Origin of the sequence: Halalkalibacter wakoensis JCM 9140, assembly GCF_000513095.1 — a bacterium.
Taxonomy (GTDB): Bacteria; Bacillota; Bacilli; order Bacillales; family Bacillaceae_D; genus Halalkalibacter; species Halalkalibacter wakoensis.
Map to the genome: position 1 here is coordinate 1 of NZ_BAUT01000067.1, position 20,448 is coordinate 20,448.

The 20,448-nt window shown below is 39.2% G+C and carries 16 protein-coding genes and 2 pseudogenes; 10 read left to right on the forward strand and 8 right to left on the reverse strand.

What is annotated here, in order from left to right; genetic code table 11:
• On the reverse strand, nt 1-463 hold a 463-nt coding region (locus JCM9140_RS17670), incomplete at its 3' end, for a hypothetical protein (protein ID WP_175578206.1).
• Between the two features lie 224 nt (nt 464-687).
• On the opposite strand from JCM9140_RS17670, the pseudogene htpX reads away from it, so the two are divergent.
• Nucleotides 688-1,601: pseudogene (htpX, locus tag JCM9140_RS17675) on the forward strand (protease HtpX).
• A 242-nt stretch (nt 1,602-1,843) separates the two neighbouring features.
• Here htpX and JCM9140_RS17680 read toward each other — a convergent pair.
• Nucleotides 1,844-2,170 carry a toprim domain-containing protein gene (locus JCM9140_RS17680; RefSeq protein WP_034749635.1) on the reverse strand — a complete coding sequence of 109 codons (327 nt, stop codon included), beginning with the start codon at nt 2,168-2,170 and terminating at the stop codon, nt 1,844-1,846.
• Between the two features lie 280 nt (nt 2,171-2,450).
• On the opposite strand from JCM9140_RS17680, the gene JCM9140_RS17685 reads away from it, so the two are divergent.
• Together JCM9140_RS17685 and JCM9140_RS17690 are read left to right on the forward strand one after the other, a co-directional pair.
• Nucleotides 2,451-3,386 (forward strand): AEC family transporter, encoded by a 936-nt coding sequence (locus JCM9140_RS17685; protein WP_034749666.1) that lies wholly within the window; start codon nt 2,451-2,453, stop codon nt 3,384-3,386.
• 77 nt (nt 3,387-3,463) lie between these two features.
• Nucleotides 3,464-3,757, forward strand: a complete 294-nt coding sequence (locus tag JCM9140_RS17690; protein WP_034749637.1) for a hypothetical protein — start codon at nt 3,464-3,466, stop codon at nt 3,755-3,757.
• Between the two features lie 42 nt (nt 3,758-3,799).
• Here the strand turns inward: JCM9140_RS17690 and JCM9140_RS17695 are convergent, their stop codons facing one another.
• From JCM9140_RS17695 to gltB, 4 genes and pseudogenes are all read right to left on the reverse strand, one after another.
• On the reverse strand, nt 3,800-4,132 hold the full coding sequence (locus tag JCM9140_RS17695) for an antibiotic biosynthesis monooxygenase (protein ID WP_034749640.1): 333 nt from the start codon (nt 4,130-4,132) through the stop codon (nt 3,800-3,802).
• A 189-nt stretch (nt 4,133-4,321) separates the two neighbouring features.
• Nucleotides 4,322-5,323, reverse strand: a complete 1,002-nt coding sequence (locus JCM9140_RS17700; protein WP_034749643.1) for a Gfo/Idh/MocA family protein — start codon at nt 5,321-5,323, stop codon at nt 4,322-4,324.
• Nucleotides 5,324-5,476: 153 nt separating this feature from the next.
• Nucleotides 5,477-6,961, reverse strand: a complete 1,485-nt coding sequence (locus JCM9140_RS17705) for a glutamate synthase subunit beta (RefSeq protein ID WP_034749646.1) — start codon at nt 6,959-6,961, stop codon at nt 5,477-5,479.
• A gap of 3 nt (nt 6,962-6,964) precedes the next feature.
• Nucleotides 6,965-11,549: pseudogene (gene gltB / locus JCM9140_RS17710) on the reverse strand (glutamate synthase large subunit).
• A 310-nt stretch (nt 11,550-11,859) separates the two neighbouring features.
• Between gltB and proC the strand changes: the two are divergent.
• Genes proC through JCM9140_RS17725 form a run of 3 tightly spaced genes read left to right on the forward strand, consistent with a single transcriptional unit; the run spans nt 11,860 to nt 15,180 of the window.
• The gene (gene proC / locus JCM9140_RS17715) at nt 11,860-12,690 is read left to right on the forward strand and encodes a pyrroline-5-carboxylate reductase (RefSeq protein ID WP_052002363.1); all 831 of its coding nucleotides are present in this window, start codon (nt 11,860-11,862) and stop codon (nt 12,688-12,690) included.
• Nucleotides 12,691-12,750: 60 nt separating this feature from the next.
• The gene (gene proB, locus JCM9140_RS17720) at nt 12,751-13,890 is read left to right on the forward strand and encodes a glutamate 5-kinase (protein WP_034749649.1); all 1,140 of its coding nucleotides are present in this window, start codon (nt 12,751-12,753) and stop codon (nt 13,888-13,890) included.
• Between the two features lie 30 nt (nt 13,891-13,920).
• Nucleotides 13,921-15,180 (forward strand): glutamate-5-semialdehyde dehydrogenase, encoded by a 1,260-nt coding sequence (locus JCM9140_RS17725; RefSeq protein ID WP_034749672.1) that lies wholly within the window; start codon nt 13,921-13,923, stop codon nt 15,178-15,180.
• Between the two features lie 50 nt (nt 15,181-15,230).
• Here JCM9140_RS17725 and JCM9140_RS17730 read toward each other — a convergent pair whose 3' ends face one another.
• Nucleotides 15,231-15,524: a DUF6407 family protein gene (locus JCM9140_RS17730; protein ID WP_052002364.1), complete on the reverse strand. Its 294-nt coding sequence runs from the start codon at nt 15,522-15,524 to the stop codon at nt 15,231-15,233.
• A gap of 143 nt (nt 15,525-15,667) precedes the next feature.
• Between JCM9140_RS17730 and JCM9140_RS17735 the strand changes: the two genes are divergently transcribed.
• A complete protein-coding gene (locus JCM9140_RS17735) occupies nt 15,668-17,131 on the forward strand; it encodes an NADP-dependent isocitrate dehydrogenase (protein ID WP_034749651.1) in 1,464 nt (487 codons plus the stop codon).
• 46 nt (nt 17,132-17,177) lie between these two features.
• Here the strand turns inward: JCM9140_RS17735 and JCM9140_RS17740 are convergent, their stop codons facing one another.
• Nucleotides 17,178-18,155: a ring-cleaving dioxygenase gene (locus tag JCM9140_RS17740; protein ID WP_034749654.1), complete on the reverse strand. Its 978-nt coding sequence runs from the start codon at nt 18,153-18,155 to the stop codon at nt 17,178-17,180.
• A gap of 194 nt (nt 18,156-18,349) precedes the next feature.
• Here JCM9140_RS17740 and JCM9140_RS17745 point away from each other — a divergent pair, with 194 nt between their 5' ends.
• From JCM9140_RS17745 to yyaC, 3 genes are all read left to right on the forward strand, one after another.
• Entirely contained in the window at nt 18,350-19,027 is a 678-nt protein-coding gene (locus JCM9140_RS17745; protein WP_034749657.1) for an NAD(P)H-dependent oxidoreductase, read from the forward strand.
• Between the two features lie 168 nt (nt 19,028-19,195).
• Complete coding sequence (locus JCM9140_RS24685) at nt 19,196-19,636, forward strand: YkzI domain-containing protein (protein ID WP_034749660.1); 441 nt, start codon at nt 19,196-19,198, stop codon at nt 19,634-19,636.
• A 168-nt stretch (nt 19,637-19,804) separates the two neighbouring features.
• A complete protein-coding gene (yyaC, locus tag JCM9140_RS17755; protein ID WP_081727763.1) occupies nt 19,805-20,407 on the forward strand; it encodes a spore protease YyaC in 603 nt (200 codons plus the stop codon).
• Nucleotides 20,408-20,448 lie beyond the last annotated feature (41 nt).

Genomic DNA, 20,448 nt, shown 5'->3' on the forward strand with positions numbered 1-20,448 from the left:
CTGGCCCGGTTGGCCCCTCTGGCCCCGTCGGTCCTATTGGTCCTCTCTTACCTTTTTCTCCCTTTTTTCCTCTCTTCCCTCTTTTACCTTGTTCACCTTTTTTACCTTTCTTCCCTCTTTTACCTTGTTCACCTTTTTTACCTTTCTTCCCTCTTTTACCTTGTTCACCTTTTTTACCTTTCTTCCCTTTTGGTCCTTCAGGTCCAGTTGGTCCTTCTGGTCCAGTTGGTCCTTCTGGTCCGGTAGGGCCTTCTGGTCCGGTAGGGCCTATAGGTCCAGTTGGCCCCGTAGGTCCTGGAGGACAAGGTGGTAAAGGTGGACATGGCGGCTTCGGTGGCTCCGGTGGTTTTGGCGGCACCAGTGGCTTCGACCGAAGAATCTTCTTTTTCTTCTTCTTTTTATCTTTCATGTATTTAATGAAAGAACTTATATCATCAAACTCAAAAAAATTCCCCTTGCTCAATCAATTTCGCCTCCTTACAAATGAATATAGATTTCTCTATAATGTATTGAGACAAAACAAAACATGTATAAACTCATGTCTCTATTCTGGAAATTTTCAAAATAATAAAGGCTCTAACAACAAAACCCTTACTCTGGCCCCTAGATCTATTAATTATTAAATCCTTTCTATTTATCTATGAAATCATGTTAAAATAGAAAAGAATATATTTACTGGAGGCGAATATGGGGAAACGTTTATTATTCTTTATCTTAACGAATATACTAGTTATGACAACGATTATTATTGTCTGGTCAATTATCACCACATTTACTGATATTGGGGGTTCCTTCCAAACAGGAGGTCCTGGACTAGGAATAGACTTTGTCTCATTAGGTGTATTTAGTTTAGTAGTCGGTTTTACAGGCTCGTTTATTTCTCTAGCCATGTCGAGATGGATGGCAAAAAAATGATGAAAGTAAAAGTTCTGGATCCCAATGGCTCCTTATCAGCACATGAACGCAGTGTTGTTGAAAAGGTCCATCGCTTATCACGTGCTGCTGGCTTAACACACATGCCTGAGGTTGGTATTTATCAATCTCCAGAAGTAAATGCTTTCGCAACAGGCCCGTCTAAAAAACGTTCCCTTGTTGCCGTATCATCTGGCCTTTTAACCGTTATGGATGATGATGCAGTAGAAGGTGTTATCGCACACGAGGTGGCCCATGTAGCGAATGGTGATATGGTGACGATGACGCTTTTACAAGGCGTTGTTAACACATTCGTCGTATTTTTCTCTAGAATTGCAGCGATTATTGTTTCACGTTTTGTGCGTTCTGAAATGCAAGGAATTGTACAATTTGCTGCCATTATTATTTTTCAAATCCTCTTTTCGATTCTAGGAAGCCTTGTCGTTATGGCCTTTTCACGTTATCGTGAGTTTCATGCCGACAGAGGTGGAGCAGATTTAGCAGGAAGAGATAAAATGGCCCATGCCTTACGCTCATTACAAGCATATGTTGAACGTGCAAATGTGAAAGGACGTACGGATGATTCAGCTATTCAGACGATGAAAATTAATGGAAACAGTGGTATGGCAAAGCTTTTTTCTTCTCACCCTGATTTAAATGAGCGAATTGCTCGTTTAGAACAACGTTAATATAAAAAAGCGAGACTCTCTCAACTGAGTTAGCCTCGCTTTTTTCAATGTAATGTAATCTAATCTAATCTAACAGCAAGAGGAACGCTTGTAATTATTATCAAAAAGGAATTCGTCGCAATCTAAAACTGTCCCCATTGCAAAACATGCTTCTTTTTAAATCCCCTTTTAACTACCTTGATAACTGTAACAACTTCAATATATAAATTTTTTCATTCTCCTTATACATGGTGAGTACTTACTTACACCTCTCTCACTTGAAAATAATCTCTAAACATATCAACAAGAAAATAATAAGGTGTTGTCTCTACCTGACCATATTCCTTTCGCGTGTACAAATGTGTAGCATTGGGCAATTCATGATTCAACCGTTTCCTCAAACTTTCCCCCGCTTCATCCTCATCAACAAGAATATATACATCTTTGTCTTCAATCGGGAGTATTAACGACTCAAGCTTTTCTTCACTTAACGTACCATGTGTGCATACAATATCGATTTTTTCAGCAAGTACTTTTTCAACACGCTTTCGATCATTTGCCCCTTCTACAATTAACACTTTGTCTTCCATTCAAAATCACCCTTTTATACTCGTTGACTCCCTTTTATCATATTTACAACAAAACGTCCAAGCTATGGTAAAATCATCAATATTCTTAATTATCTTGAGAATAATGAAAGGGGATTTTTTCCACTGGCTCAAAATAGAAATAAACTAAGATTAACTCTCGAACGTTATTAAGTAAGTGATTGATTTGTTAATAAACGGACAATTAAAAGATGGTGACAATTTACCATTAGAAATCGAGTTTGTGGCATTACTTCAAGTATCATTACAAGGAGAGGTCTTGATGGACTATTCAATTTTATTTTTGACGATTATGAAACTTGGAATCCTTATCGGAATTGGAATGCTACTTACCTTCAAAATCAACTTCACTTCCGATGTTCGTCGCTTTTTAATATTTGTGATTATTAACATTGCTCTTCCGGCAATCATATTAAATGGGTTCTTTCAAATTACAATAGACTCTACGCTACTAAGACAAATTATTTTCATCTTTTTCTTTTCCATTGCCTTTAATCTAATTGGTTTACTTATCGGCTGGTTTTACGGAAAATCTGTTGGAATGTCAGCACTAAAAGCACGTGAAACAGGTTTTTTGGCGACCTTTGGAAATACTGGTCTGATTGGCATTCCTCTTTGCGCAGCCCTTTTTGGTGCAAAAGGTGCTGTCTTTGCAGCGGTATTTGATGCTGGTATGTCCTTAATGCTTTGGACAGTTGGGGTCCTCTTCATTCAAGGAAAAAAAGATGTTTCCCTTAAGAACTTTCTTTCTATGTTAACAGCTCCAAACATTGCGGTATTAGTTGGTCTCCTTGTAACGGTATTCTCAATTAACCCTGGGTTTTTCATTAAAGATATTATTGCTACCGTCTCTGGTGCTGCGAGTCCGTTAGCGATGTTTTACATAGGCATGCTAACGATGACAATCATTAAAGAAAGAAGAAGAGTCTCGGCAAAACTAGTTGCTACTCCCGTTACATTCAAATTAATCATTTTCCCAATAATCGGCATGTTCGTCTTAATGCTTCTTCCTGTCACACAAGAACTAAAGCAAGTATTGTTGATTGAAATGGCCATGCCATCGATTACAACCGCATCTATTATTTTTGCAATGTATCAGGCTGATGAGGATTATAGCTTAATGCATACATTATGTTCAACTGTATTTGCCATTGTAACCATCCCTTTCATTGCTCTCATTGGGACACTTTTTCTTTAATGAAAACTTCTTGCCCCTAAATGGATAAATTCGATATATTGAACAATACTATCAGTGAATGAAAGGGGCGGTGATTAATGGAATTTGATGTAACAGCTATTTATAATAAAATGCCGGATTTTCAAAGCCATGAAGAAGCTAGGTCATGGTTCAAAGAACAATTTGGAGACCGTTTTTTACTTAAAAATAGTGACGAAATAGAAGGAGAAAGAGTGTATTACTATCATCTAGTAAAAGACCAAGAAGTGTATGAACAATATATGCAAAGCCTATCTAATACAGTTGATCAAGATATAACAAGTATGCAACCTTTTGAGAGTTATTCAACGATTGAGATCAGTGAAGATGGTGGGATTAGTTTTTCTATTTAACCAAAAAGCAAGAAGCTCTCACCTTAAGAGCTTCTTGCTTTTTTATTTAGTTTCTGCCTTTTTAGCTGTTTTTACCGCTTGAACATGGTACACTCCACCTTCAATTTGTACGATATGTTCGGGCTTCGGTTTTCCAAGATTTGCTTTATGCCCAGCAATATGTGCATCACTTTTCTCCCATTGCTTCCAATGAGCCTCAGACTCCCAGCGAATTTGCACAATCACTTCCTCGTTTCCACGACGAACTTTCTTTACCATAACGGTTGAATCAATGAATCCCTCTTGTTCTTCAATAATCCCAGGCTTGCTAAAACGCTCTACTACTTTGTCTGAATTACCCTCAGTAACTTCAATTTTTCTCATTTGAATAAACATTGTTCCATCTCCCATCATACTTTCTTATATTATAAATGAAAATGATTATCATTGTCTATTGTTTCACTAAAAAAACCAATTCATCACAGTATGAATTGGTTTTTTGTGGCTGTGAAGGACACGGCACCTCTTGCGGAAAACGAGTACAATGTTTATTAATGCTTTTAATTCATTATGTTTACCCCAGTTTTACAGCTGAACAATTTTATTATTCTGTAATGAAACAAGACACCCTTCTAACACTTTCATATTTTCAATCGATTTGGTACCATCATAAGAAGGCTTTTCGTTTGTCAAGATGCAATGTGAAAAGTGTTCAATTTGAAGAGCATATTGATCACCATTAACTACTTCTGTTCTGCTTTCCCCATCTTTATTCGTAATTACAATCTCTCCTTTTCCACCTTCAACATCTGGCCGAAAAGCAAAAGGCACTTTTATTTTTCCATTTGTCCCAACTACTTCATAGCCATTTTCAAAAGGCTGTTGAAAACTACAACTAAAGCTAGCGGTTACTCCATCGTTAAACGTTAAAATTCCAGTTGTAGTAAGGTCCACTCCAGATGGCAGACGATGATTACTAGCTGCAAAAACTTGGTTTGGCTCCTTTTCAAGGATGAAACGACTTGCATGGATGCAATAACACCCTATATCATACAAACTTCCTCCACCTAACTGGGCATCTAGTCTAATGTTTTCTGACTCTACGTCTAGAAAAAAGGAGAAGGAAGAACGCATTAAGCTTACGTCTCCAATTTCACCACTTCTAATGATCTCCTTGACACGATCGTGCTGAGGGTGAAATTGATACATAAACGCTTCCATGAACACTACCTTTTCTTGATTGCAAACGTCTACCATTGATTTCGTTTCTTCCTCTGTAAGCGCTGCCGGTTTTTCACAGAGCACATGCTTCCCTTTTCTTGCTGCCTTTTTCACCCATTCAGCATGCAGATTGTTTGGTAAAGGAATATAGACAGCCTGAATCTCCTTGTCATTTAATAAATCATCATAGCTTTCATACGTTTTTTCAATTTGAAACAAATCAGCAAACTCATCTGCTTTTTGTTTATTCCCCCTGCTTGCTACTGCAACAACCTCTGCATTATTCGCTCGTAATATAGCTGGTACAATCGCATTTTTTGCAATCCCAGCCGTTCCTACTATACCCCATTTAATTTTTTCACTCATACGATCACCTTTCTTTGTGTAACTTTCACTTATTGTTTAATTCCCTATAGATCCTCGAAAATCCTTTATGTTAAAAAGAGATTAACACGTCTTACGTAATAGGATTCAAAAAAGGCTGGCTATAAGAGATTCCCCTTACAACCAGCCATTTTCTTAAGGCAAACTAGATTCACCCATCAAATATTTATCACATTCTCTTGCTGCTTCTCTTCCTTCATTGATCGCCCAGACAATTAAGCTTTGACCACGGCGCATATCTCCAGCTGCAAAAACTCCTTCGATATTTGTTTTGTATTTGCCATACTCTGCTTTCACATTGGAACGATTATCTGTTTCCACCTTTAATTTCTGAATTAAATGTTGTTCTGGTCCACTAAACCCAATTGCGAGCAAAACAAGTTGAGCCGGCCACACTTTCTCTGTACCAGGAATCTCTTTTCGTACTTTTCTCCCCTGCTCATCTTTTGTTGTTTCCACTCCAATTGTATGAATTTCTTTAATATGCCCATTCTCGTCCCCGACGAACTTCTTTGTCATAACTGCATACGCACGTGGATCTGAACCAAAAACAGCCGATGCTTCTTTATGCCCATATTCTACACGATGAATGACCGGCCATTGTGGCCAAGGGTTATCATCAGGTCTCGTGTCTCCTTTCTTTTCGTAAATATCAAATTGGGTGAGACTTCTGCATCCGTGTCTGACTGAGGTGGCTAAACAATCCGTTCCCGTGTCTCCTCCACCGATGACGACGACATCTTTGTCTTTCGCTGATATATACTTGTTATCTTGAAGAGCGGAATCAAGCAAACTTTTTGTATTCGCATGAAGGAAATCCATTGCATAATGAACACCTTTTAATTCACTTCCTTCAACTTCTATGTCACGGTGCTTCGTAGCGCCTCCGCAAAGGACAATCGAATCATATTGTTCCTGTAACTTTGAAATCGGGTAATCTTTGCCGACATCTGTATTGGTTACAAACGAAATTCCTTCTTCTTTTAACAGATTAACGCGACGCTCTACAATTCGATATGGCAACTTCATCTCAGGAATGCCATATGTTAATAAGCCTCCAATTCGGTCATGTCGTTCAAAAACCGTGACTTGATGGCCTGCTTTATTCAACTGTGCCGCACAAGCAAGACCAGCTGGACCTGAACCAACGACAGCCACTTTCTTGTCCGTTCGAACTTCCGGTGGTTCGGGTTTCACCCAGCCTTCTTTGAACCCTTTCTCAACAATTTCTAATTCAATTGACCTTATGGCAACTGGTGGCTCATTGATTCCTAATACACATGCTCCCTCACACGGAGCAGGGCACGCCATCCCTGTAAACTCAGGAAAGTTGTTCATTTTATGCTCGCGCTTTAACGCTTCTTGCCATTGACCTTGATAAACTAAATCGTTCCACTCAGGAATGAGGTGATGAACAGGACAACCCGACGTCATTCCATTTAACATCGTACCAGTATGGCATGTCGGGATGCCACAATCCATGCACCGAGCACCTTGTTGCTTTAACTCTTTCTCATCAAGTCGTAGCGTATAATCATCCCAATCGTTTATCCGTTTTTTTGGGTCACGTTCGGGCCTAGACTGCCTTTGATAATCAATAAATCCTGTTGGCTTTCCCATCGCTCACCCTCCATCTTTCGCTTCATTGACTGCTTTTTTTCCTTCTTCAAAAGCGGCCAATGCGGCTTTGTATTTGCTTAATCCACTTGCTTCATAACGCTCGATTCGAGTTTGCATTTCTAAAAAGTCTTTTGGAATGACTCGAATAAACTTCTTTTTCAAATTTGACCAGTCATCAAGCACACGTATAGCTAAAGGACTATTAGTGTACTGAACGTGTTTTTCAACCATTTGATAGACACGGTGAAGATCTTCTTCTTCTACAGACCCTAATAAAACTTGTTCTTGGTTACACTTTTGCCCAAAGTCACCTGACTCATCAAGTACAAAAGCCACTCCACCAGACATTCCCGCAGCAAAGTTCTTTCCTGTTTGTCCAAGAACGACAACCGTACCACCAGTCATGTACTCACAGCCGTGATCACCAACGCCTTCAACTACTACACTAGCCCCACTATTCCGAACACAGAAGCGCTCACCAGCTATACCGTTAATGTACGCTTCTCCACCTGTGGCTCCGTAAAAACAAACATTGCCAACGATGATGTTCTCTTCAGGAACAAATGTACTTTTTCTTGACGGGTGAACGATAATTTTTCCACCTGATAAACCTTTCCCTAAGAAGTCATTCGCATCTCCAACCAGTCGCATCGTTTGTCCTCTTGGAATAAACGCAGCAAAACTTTGGCCAGCTGAACCTTTACAAGTCAAATCAATTGTATCTTCTGGCAACCCTTCTGCCCCGTATCGTTTAGTAATCTCACTACCCAGCATTGTACCTGCTACACGGTTAATATTTCGAATCGAAAAGGTTGCTTCGACTTTTTCTTGATTTTCAATTGCTTCGATGCAAAGTGGAATGAGCTCCTGTCCATCCAATGTTTTATCTAACCCATGCACTTGCTCGACCGTTTGATAGCGGCTTACTTCCTTTGGAACGTCTGGCTGATAAAGTAGTTCGCTCAGATCGATCCCTTTTGTTTTCCAATGGGTGATTGCTTGATTCGCTTCTAAAACATCGGTGCGTCCAATCATCTCATTAATCGTTCTAAAACCAAGTTCTGCCATGAGTTCTCTTACTTCTTTAGCGACAAATCTCATAAAATTCGCCACATGTGCCGCTTCACCTGGAAACTTCTTTCTAAGTTCAGGGTTTTGTGTAGCCACACCTACTGGACATGTGTCAAGATGGCATACTCGCATTAAGATGCAGCCTAACACAACGAGAGGAGCTGTTGAAAAACCAAATTCTTCTGCCCCAAGTAATGAAGCAATAACGACATCTCGCCCTGTCATCATTTTTCCGTCCGTTTCAACCACAATTCGATCACGAAGCCGATTTAATAAAAGAGTTTGATGCGTTTCAGCAAGTCCAATTTCCCACGGGAGGCCTGCATGCTTTAAGCTCGTCCTTGGAGCAGCACCTGTACCACCGTCATACCCACTTATGAGAACGAGATCAGCTCTTCCTTTGGCGACACCTGCAGCAATCGTCCCAACACCAACTTCTGAAACGAGTTTCACACTAATTCTTGCGGAAGGATTCGCATTCTTTAAATTATGAATTAATTCTGCTAGATCTTCTATTGAGTAGATATCATGATGAGGCGGTGGTGAAATAAGTCCAACACCTGGTGTAGACCCTCTCACTTCGGCAATCCATGGGTACACTTTTTTACCTGGAAGATGCCCACCTTCGCCCGGTTTTGCGCCTTGTGCTACTTTTATTTGAATCTCGTCGGCATTGACAAGGTAATAGCTGCTCACACCAAATCGTCCAGATGCTACTTGTTTGATCGAGCTTCTACGTAAATCACCATTCGGATCAGGCGCAAATCTAGCAGGATCTTCTCCACCTTCTCCTGAGTTGCTTTTTCCCCCAATTCGATTCATGGCAATGGCAAGAGCTTCATGAGCTTCTTGACTGATCGATCCATAAGACATGGCACCTGTTTTAAATCTTTTGCAGATCGATTCTACTGATTCCACTTCATCAATAGGAATTGGCTCTCTTTTTTTAAATGAAAGCAATCCACGAATTGATTGTAAATTATGATCCGTGTCTGTTAGCAGCTTAGAATACTCTTTAAACAGTTTATAATTGTTGGACCTACATGCTTGCTGCAGCAAATGAATGGTTTTTGGATTGTATTGATGATCTTCGCCATTTTGACGCCACTGAAAATCATCTCCTGTTTCAAGGGTTTTCTCACTTCCTCTTTCTACTTTAAACGCATGCGTATGCCTCATCCTTACTTCCTGGGCAATAATGTCAAGGCCTATTCCACCGATTCTCGAAGCAGTCCCTGTAAAATATTGATCGATGACTGTTTTATTAATACCGATGCTTCAAAAATTTGCGCCCCCTGGTAGCTTTGAATGGTCGAAATGCCCATTTTTGATAAAACTTTTAATATGCCATCTGTAGCTGCTTGGCAATAGACATTAATTGCTTGATCAATGGAGGTGCCTCTGAGGTCTCCATTTTCAATTAATCCTTGTAGAGACTCGTAAGCCAAATATGGATTGATTGCCTCTGCACCAAACCCGAGTAACGCAGCCAAATGATGAACTTCCCTAGCTTCTGCCGTTTCAATTAGAATACTGACTTTTGACCTTGTTCCACTTCGGATCAAATGGTGATGCAAACTTGAAACAGCTAGCAGTGCCGGTAAAGCCGCGTACTCTTCATCAACTCCCCTGTCAGATAAAAGAAGCAAAGATGCCCCGTTAACAACGGCTTGGTCTACATCCGCAAATAATTCGTCCAAACGCTTCTCAAAATCCCATTCCGAATTCACTGAGAACAGCGTCGAGATCGTTTTAATTTTAAAAGGAGACTTAAGAAGTTTCGCAAGTTGTTCATTTTTCAATATAGGAGAATCTAGCTCAATTTGTTTACAACTTTCCGGTTCAGGATCCAATAAGTTTCTCTCTGGACCAATCGTTGTTCTGACAGCTGTTACAACCTCTTCTCTAATCGCATCAATTGGTGGATTCGTAACTTGAGCGAATAACTGCTTAAAATAATTATAAAGAAGCTGTGGTCTTTTTGATAATACGGCTAAAGGAGAATCATACCCCATTGAACCAACAGGATCTTTCCCGTCCGTTACCATCGGTTTTAAGATTTTATTTAACTCCTCATTCGTGTAACCAAAGGCCAACTGCTGTTTCATTCGCTCTTCTCCACTTAAAAAAGAAGCTGTTGACGTTTCTTCTAATTCATCTAAACGGATGATATGTTCTTCTAACCACTGACGATATGGCTGCTCTTTTGCAATTTGTTCTTTAATTTCCTCATCAGGAATGATTCTCCCTTTTTCCAAGTCAACCAAGAGCATTTTCCCCGGGTGTAGACGGTCCTTGTATTCGATATCTTCTGCGAAAATGTCTAAAGCGCCCACTTCAGAACCAAGGACAATCATGCCATCTTTTGTCACGTAATAACGAGCTGGACGAAGACCGTTTCGATCAAGACACGCACCGATTTGCTTTCCATCTGTATAGACAACAGCTGCTGGTCCGTCCCACGGCTCCATTAAACAGCTATGGTATTCATAAAATGACTTTTTCGTTTGCTCCATTAATGGATCGTTCACCCATGGTTCTGGAATCATCATCATCGCTGTGTGTGCAAGAGAACGTCCAGATAAATGAAGAAACTCGAAGCAATTGTCAAACATGGAGGAGTCGCTTCCATCTGTATCAATAATGGGAAAAAGTTTCCTCTGGTCTTCAGCATGGAAATCCTTCGATTTACATTGCGGTTCTCTCGCTTGCATCCATTTTACATTTCCTTTAATCGTATTAAATTCTCCGTTGTGGATGGTCATTCTATTTGGATGAGACCGTTCCCAACTTGGAAATGTGTTTGTACTAAAACGCGAATGCACGAGTGCAAGTGCCGATTTAAAATATGGATGATTCAAATCAATATAAAACGAATCCAACTGCTCCGGAATTAACATGCCTTTATAAACAATGGTTCTAGTTGATAAGCTACAAATATAAAATCCTTTACGGTGTTCCTTATCTGTAGCCGGAATTTCTTTTTCTAACCGTTTGCGGATCACATATAGCTTTCTTTCAAACTCATTTTGATCTTTAAGCTCATTAGAAGGAGTAATAAACATTTGTCTAATGAACGGTTTTGACTTTTTGGCCATATCGCCGACAAACGAATCATTGACCGGTACCGTTCTCCATCCAAGAAAAGACTGACCTTCCTCTTCGACTAATGCTTTTACATCTTTTTGAACTTGTTTTCTAATCACAGGATCTTGAGGTAAAAACACCATCCAATTCCATAGTCACCTTCATTCGGCAAAATAATGTTCTCTTTTTCACATTGTTTCTCGAAAAAAGAGTGTGGAATTTGAGTCAAGATCCCGGCGCCATCACCTGTACTCGTATCAGCTGACTGACCTCCACGATGTTCCAAGTTGCATAAAATCGTTATCGCATTTTCTACAATTTCATGTGTTTTCTTACCGTTAATATTAGCGACCATCCCGATTCCACATGCTTCATGTTCAAAATCAGGGTCGTATAGTCCTTGTGAGAGTGGATATCCTTTCTCTTCCATGACACCTTCCCCTTTCGCTAACTAACTACGACACTTGCAGGAAAAAAAGGAACAACTTGCTCCAAACCAATACAAGGGTGCTACGGTTAGTTTTGTCAAAATTAGTGTAAACTTCTTCCACCTTTTTCATACAAAATCAATGGAAACATCTTTCGTTTGTCCATCCCCGTCATGCACTTGATTCAGTGATCTCCTACTATGTTCGTTTGCTTTTTTCTAACGCTCGTTCGGTTTAATGGGCGCATATTTCTAAACGTACATAAATAGGGTTAACTCTATAGGCAAATTCACATAATGGAGTTGATTATTCGTGATAAAGCAAAAGGTAGCTTTTCTTGGCGCTGGTTCTATGGCTGAGGCAATCATTTCTGGCTTGCTTTCAAATAAGAAATTAACACCTGAGCAAATCTATGTAACGAACCGCCAAAACAAAGCACGCTTATCCGAACTAAAAGAGCTTTACGGGGTACATGTTAATACGAACCACGAACAAATAGTGAAATCAGCAGATATTATCATTCTTGCGATGAAACCAGCGGGTGTAAAAGAAGCCGTTGCATCTATTCGCTCCTTCACTTCAGAAAATCAATTATTTATTTCTGTTCTTGCTGGCATTACAACGGAGTACCTATCCTACCTTTTAGGACACAATGCACCAATCATTCGGACAATGCCTAACACATCAGCCTCTGTAGGATCATCAGCTACTGTGATCTCCCCTGGTGCCTATGTGCATGATGCGCAGTTACAAATAGCTGCTTCCATGTTTGAATCAATAGGGATTGTTAAGCATGTAAAGGAAACAGATCTCGATAGCTTAACGGCAATTGTGGGGAGCGGTCCAGCATATATGTATTACTTGTTCGAAGCTATGACAAATACGTTAAAAGAACTCGAACTCGATGAACAACTAGGGGAAGAGTTACTACTAGAAATGATGCAAGGCTCTATCAATCTTCTAAAAGCGACATCTGATTCGCCGCGGACATTGTATGAGAGTGTGAGAAGTCCAGGAGGAACAACGGAAGCAGGCTTGCAAGTGTTAGCAAATGATGATGTGCAAAGAACGATCAGTACATGTATTCTACGTGCTGCAGCACGTTCAAAAGAAATAACAAAAGAAAAAATCAACAATACCTAAAAATGCAATCAGATGATTTTTATAGATAAAATAAGTTTTTCTTCTGATAGGAGTGGAAAAATGGCACAGTGTCATGAGAAAAAGCGAATCGTTGTCAAAATTGGAAGTCGTTCATTAACGAGTAGAAATGGTGAAATTAGCTATCGTAAATTAGTACGCTTTGTCGATGAAATCGCCAAACTAAAAGATGATGGCCATGAACTTATTTTGGTCTCATCTGGTGCGGTTTCTGCAGGGTATCGCAAACTAGGATTTATCGAACGCCCTACCAATCTTTCAGAAAAACAGGCAGCTGCTTCCATCGGGCAATGTCTATTAATGGAAGCCTATTCGGAACGATTTGGTTCACATGGATATGTAGCATCACAGATTTTAATAACGAGAAGTGATTTCTCCGATCAAAATCGCTATATGAATGCGAGAAATACCATACAGGTTCTTTTGGAACGCGGAGTCGTTCCGATCGTGAATGAGAACGACACCATTACGATCAAACAATTAAAGTTTGGGGACAATGATACAGTCTCTGCTAAAGTGGCTGGACTCGTTGAAGCAGACCAACTAGTCATTCTTTCAGATATTGATGGGTTATATGATGATAATCCTCAGGTGAATCCAAACGCCAAATTATTGGAAGTCGTTCATGATATCACTCCAGAAATTGAAGCGGCAGCTGGTGATGCTGGAAGCGAGGCTGGTACTGGAGGAATGTGTTCAAAAATTGAAGCTGTTAAAATCTCCCTAGCAGCTGGTATCGAGACCTTTATTGGTGATGCAACCAAACCGAATATATTATTTGATGTCGTTAGCCACAAAGCAAAAGGAACATATTTTAAACCCGACGAAAAGCAGGAAGACCTCGATGTAAAACAACATTGGATCGCCTTTAATTCCGGTGTAAAAGGTGAAGTGATTATAGATGAAGGGGCAAAGATCGCGATAACAGAAGAACAAAGTCACCTTCTCCCCCAAGGAGTTCGCGAAGTGCAAGGAACATTTGAAAGCGGCGATGTTGTCGTGATTCGGCATTTAAACGGGGAAGAAGTAGGGCGCGGACTTATTCATTACTCTTCTGAACAATTGCGCGAGATCAAACGACTTAAGCGAGAGGATCTTCCTGCGAATATAAAAGTGACAAACGTCGAAGCCATCCGCCAAGATGACTTTGTTTCAAACGAAATTACAACCGCTCAATCGTAACCTAACAAAAAGGAGAGATCGAATTTGAGTATAGGAAATCTAACAAAAAAAACGATTCTTTCGCAAGCAAATGAAGCGAAAAAAGCTGCAAAATCTCTAAGTCTCTTGTCAAGTAAGGAGAAAAATGAAGCTCTCCAAAAAATAGCTGATGAAATTGAAAAGGAAGCATCCTTTATTTTACAGGAAAATAAAAAAGATTTGAAAATAGGGAGAGAGCGCCATTACGATGATGCCTTCATGGATCGTCTAGCATTATCAGAAGCCCGTATTCTTTCGATAGCCACTAGCTTACGAGAGGTCACACAACTTCATGATCCAGTAGGTGACATTATCGAAGAATGGAATCTAGATAATGGATTACATGTAAAAAACATACAAGTTCCTCTCGGTGTCATTGGCATGATTTACGAAGCACGTCCGAACGTAACAGTTGATGCAACCGGCCTTGCTTTAAAATCTGGAAACGCTATTGTTCTAAAAGGCGGTTCATCTGCATTGTATTCAAACAAGGCGCTTGTTTCAGTAATTCACCAGGCTTTAGTACAAACAAGTATACCAACAGAAGCTGTGCAATTTATCGCAACAGCAGATAGAGAAATAACCGAACAGCTTTTTACCATGCATCATTACATCGATGTTCTCATTCCAAGAGGTGGGCGTTCTTTAATTGAAACGGTTGTAAAAAAAGCCACAATTCCAGTACTAGAAACAGGTGTTGGGAATGTTCATATGTATATAGATGAACACGCGGATGTTAAAAAGGTCATATCCATTGTCGTAAATGCCAAAACAGATCGTCCTGCGGTATGCAACGCATTAGAAACGCTACTTATTAACAAAACGTGGTTTCAAAGAAACAAAGAGTTGCTTTTCTCAGAGCTGAAGAAATGTAATATAACGATTCATGGTGATCAGGTTGTAACTCACCACCTGCCTGAAGCACTAACTGCAACCGAAACAGATTGGGCTGAAGAATATTTAAGTCTTGATCTTGCTATAAAAATCATTGGAAATGTTGAAGAAGCTATTGAACATATTGATTCGTATGGAACCAAACACTCGGAAGCAATCATCACGGAGGATCCGCAAGTGGCTAAACAATTCATGCAAGAAGTAGATGCAGCAGCTGTTTATCATAATGCCTCTACAAGGTTCACAGATGGTGGTGCATTAGGTTTTGGTGCTGAAATTGGCATATCGACTCAAAAACTTCATGCACGCGGACCAATGGGACTTCCTGCTTTAACGACTTCGAAATTATGTTTGTCCGGCAATGGTCAAATTAGATAAAACCTCTCTCCTCCTCCTTTAGCTTTGAGAGGAGGAGTTTTTCCCTTTTCTTAATGTCTTCTAACGACCCTACTATCATAAATCATTTCCATACTTTTCTCTTCATCCTCACTTAGTAACTCGACAAGCTTCAATAACATATTCTCTTCAGCTATTGAAGCAATATATAATACTTCTCTGTCTTCACTACCATCATTTTCAACCTTTGCGAAGGTTTTTAATTGATAATATGTAATGGCTTCCCTAATGACTTTGCGAAGGACAAAATCATCCATTTCACCTTTTAAACGTAACTTCTTACTTAGTTCATCACTAAATACTTTTAAGGACTTTCTAGCCTTCATAACAGCCTCCTTTTTTATCCTCCAATGTTTATACTTTACCTCATTACATTTTATTACTAAAATAATACATGTACAGATAAAAAGTCATTTTTTGTTCAAACTAACTTTTATGTACTACTTGAAAGAAAAGGGAGAGAAATGCTATGACAGAAAAACGCGCGATCACGATTGCTCGAGGAGATGGAATCGGTCCAGAAATCATGGATGCAACACTAAAAATTCTCGAGCAAGCAGGAGCTCAAATCGATCCTGAATTTATCGACATAGGTGAAAAAGTTTACTTAGAAGGCAACTCTTCTGGTATTCCTGATCATGCCTGGGAGTCATTAAGACGTAACAAAGTGTTTTTAAAAGCACCGATTACAACTCCTCAAGGAGGCGGGTACAAAAGTTTAAATGTAACCATACGTAAAACTTTAGGACTTTTTGCAAATGTAAGGCCGAATGTAGCCTATCCTCAATTTATTAAAACAAAACATCCAGAGATGGACCTTGTCATTATTCGTGAAAATGAAGAAGATCTATATGCTGGAATTGAACATCAGCAAACGCCTGAAGTGGTTCAATGCTTAAAACTCATCACTCGCCCTGGTTCTGAAAAGATCATACGTTATGCCTTTGAATATGCTAGAAAGAACAACCGTAAAAAAGTTACCTGTTTTACAAAAGATAACATCATGAAATTAACGGACGGTCTTTTTCATAAAGTGTATAAAGAAGTTGCCCAAGAATATCCAGATATTGAAACGGAACATTGGATTATTGATATCGGTATGGCAAAAATTGCTGACTCACCGCAAGATTTTGATGTGATTGTCATGCCAAACCTTTATGGAGACATTGCGTCCGATGTCGCTGCTCAAATTACTGGAAGTGTTGGTTTAGCTGGATCAGCAAATATTGGAGATCAATTTGCGTTATTTGAAGCTATTCATGGAAGCGCTCCAGATATTGCTGGAAAAGGCATCGCAAACCCATCAGGTCTTCTTAATGGAGCGATTATGATGCTTGTGCACATTGGACAACCGGAAGTAGCTGCTCGCATTCACAACGCTTGGTTTAGAACGTTAGAAGACGGAGTATATACAGGAGATATTGCTAAAGGCGGGGCGTCTGTTGGAACGAACGAATTTGCTGATGCTGTCATTTCTAGACTTGGACAACTACCGACAACGATAACACCTATTGAATATAAGTCTCCAGAAGCAAACGATGAGTCTGCCTTCTCTTTGGCGCCTGCCGTAAAAGATCGTGCAAAACCTGAGGTCGTTCGGGAATTAGACGGAGTAGACGTATTTCTCTTTAACAACGATCAAACACCAGATGAAATTGGTCAAGCATTGGAAGCGGTTGCCGGACCTGAATTCAATTTAGCAGTCATTACAAACCGTGGTGTAAAAGTCTATCCAAACGGTTTTCCGGAAACATTTACAACTGACCATTGGCGTTGTCGTTTCCAACTAAATGCTAATCAAAACAAAATTGAAAATAAAGACATCATTGCCTTACTTGGCCGAATTGAGCAAGCTGGGTTAGACTTTATCAAGACAGAGAATTTGTATAAATTTAATGGTGAATTAGGTTATTCATTAGGACAAGGACAATAATAAAAAACAACCCAAGCTTATCATTTTATTAAGCTTGGGTTGTTTTTTATTCCTTCGTAAACTCAATCGTACTTCTGACCGTATCAATTGGACGGACAGCTTTTTCTATATAATCACGTTTTGATTCCAAAAACGGAGGCAGTGATAATTTTTCACCAAGTGTTTCATATGGCTCATCACCCATAAATCCAGGTCCATCTGTTGCAAATTCAAATAAAATTTGTGGCGCGACTCTAGCGTATAATGACTCAAAAAAGAATCGATCGACATAACCAGATGTTTGTAAGCCGAACTTTGGTAAACGCTCAATCCATTCATTGAGCACGTCTGTATCATGTACACGGAAAGCAACATGATGAACGGTACCAAATCCTTGTCTTGCCTGTGGAAGCATCACGTTGTGTTCGGCTATCACCTGTGCACCATTTCCTCCCTCACCTACTTCAAATAAGTGATAAGAACCTTCTTTTGCTACCTCTTTAAATAACAATACTTTTTCAAGCATCTCTTTAAAATGATCAAATTGAGCAATACGAATAAAAATAGGTCCCAATCCTGTAATAGCGTATTCCAATGGAATCGGTCCTTTTTGCCATGGTGTTCCCGCTTCTACTCCTTCATTGTTCTCATCTGAGATTAATTGATATTGTTGATCATCGAAATCAACGAATGAAAGTGTCTTTTTGCCAAATTGTTCTTTAATACCTGAATGTTTGACTTCAAGACGGTCAAAACGCTTCACCCAGTAATCTAGTGCAACATCACTGGGAACACGAAAAGATGTTTTAGAGATCTCATTCGTTCCGTGTGATCCTTTTGGGATGCCAGGAAAATCAAAGAATGTCATATCCGTTCCAGCACTGCCGGTGTCATCCGCGAAAAATAGATGGTATGTTTGAATATCGTCTTGATTAACGGTTTTCTTTACTAAACGCATTCCTAGGACATACGTAAAAAATTCATAGTTTTTCTCGGCACTGCTCGTAATGGCCGTTACATGATGAATTCCTTTTAGTTCATTCATATTTGTTCCCCCATCTGTAATTATATTCTATTTTATTATCTCGAAGTTAATTATCTTTAATTCGAGATAAATATATCATACTTAATTTTATGATGTCAATGGAAAGCAAAAATTCTTCTTCCTTATAATTTGGTTATAATTGTCCCATCCTTTAAAATAGATTTGGACATATATTATAAGAGGAGTGTACCCTTATGACAGATAAAGCAATCAAAAGACAAGAAATTCTTGATGCATTTGTTTTTAGACACGCGACAAAAGAATTTGACCCTGAACGAAAGATTTCAGATGACGACTTCCAAGTGATTTTAGAATCAGCACGTCTTTCTCCTAGCTCTGTAGGTTACGAACCTTGGAAATTTTTAGTTATCCAAAATCAACAGCTTAGAGAAAAGTTACGTGAAGTATCTTGGGGAGCCCAAGGCCAACTACCGACAGCCAGTCATTTTGTTGTTATTTTAGCAAGAACGATAAAAGATACGAAGTATGATTCAGATTATGTTAAAAACCAAATGTTAAACGTAAAGAAATTCCCACCAGAGCTATTTGATAAAATTAAAGAGCGCTATAAATCATTTCAGGAAAATGATCTTCACCTTTTAGAAAATGAGCGAACGATGCTCGATTGGGCCGGGAAACAAACCTATATTGCGCTCGCAAATATGATGACAACAGCTGCCCTTCTTGGCATTGATTCTTGTCCAATTGAAGGTTTTCAGTTTGACGAAGTTCAGAAAATACTCGATGAGGAAAACTTACTAGAAGATGGTCATCTAGCCATCTCAGTGATGGCTGCTTTCGGTTATCGAGCTAATGACCCCCGCCCAAAAACAAGAAAAGAAGTGACTGATGTTATCCAGTGGATTCGGTAACTAACTTAAAAGGAGAATGTCGAGAAACATCCGGCATTCTCTTTTATTACTATTTTGTCTAATCACCTAGAATTTTCTCATATCGCCACTAATGAAAGCGCTTTAATTATTAGTTAAAAACGTTTATAATATGAACAAGTGGATAAAAAACTACATGAGGTGATCTCAATGAAAAAGACAGCTAGTGTAAAGAAAGTCATTAGTAAACCAGCACTTCGCTATGTGGTCCGTTCATTACCTGAAAAAGAATTTAAATTAAACTGGAATCATGAAGACAAAAAAAGCACACTGTCTATTTATGATTACGAAACAAAGCAAATGAGTGTAGCAACTTTTCAAAATGGAGATAAATTAGTTTTTCAACATCTAGATTCTACAAATCCAAGAATCATTACTGTCTTTGAAGAAATTATTGGAGCTCCTTTAAAGGACCAATTTAAAAGATCAGCCAAAACACTCTATATGGAAATGGATTATCACTTATTGGAATTGTATGAGTACATACAAACATCTGATCGTGAAAACATCAAACAAACAAAGGCAAAACTTGTTCCACTTCGAGAGGAGTTCCTTCACATCACTTCACATGAGGCTGCTAGCGAAACGTAACCCGAAAATGATAAAGGATGCCAAGAAAGCTCACATGTAAAATGTGAGCTTTCTTGGCATTGTTCTACATAGGTTTTTAAAACTTAAAGGAGTTTCCCTTCTTTTTATCGAATGTACTTTTATCATTTAATTATGTTTACATTCAACAAGTGAGGTGAGGGATTTACTATGTATCAACATCCTTTGAAACAGGCTCGACCATTTAATAAAAAGGTTATCTCCTATGATCATAAACTCGCACCAATGCTCATTCGTAATGAACTTCTCTCCATTATTCCAGCAAATATTGAGCATATATACATCGCTGGAATTGGTTCAAACTTAATTAATGGTGATAGTCTGGGTCCATTTGTTGGCACCTTACTTGAAAACATATACTGTGAACATTTAACTATAATCGGCTCTCTTCAGTCACCTTTAGATGCACAAACCCTTACGGAACAAATATCTCACCTATCATTTTCTCCTAACAGTTTTGTCATTGCTGTCGATAGTGTTCTTGGCCCAAAAAACTACGTAAATACGATTGTAATAAGGGATGGAGCCTTGTTACCAGGGGAAGGACTTGGTCAGAACCTTCCAGCAGTCGGTGACTGCAGTGTAATGGGAGTCGTGTTAGAAGATAATCCGGCTCTTGAATCCTCCCTTTTTTATACAAATTTACATATGATCTATACGATGGCCTTAACGATTGCACGTGGGATTTCATTGGCCGTCCGTCAATACTTTCATTATCCTTTAGATCAGCCAATTTTAATTGCAAATCACTGAAGAACAGTCGCCTCTTTTGAATAATTCAAATGAAATCACAC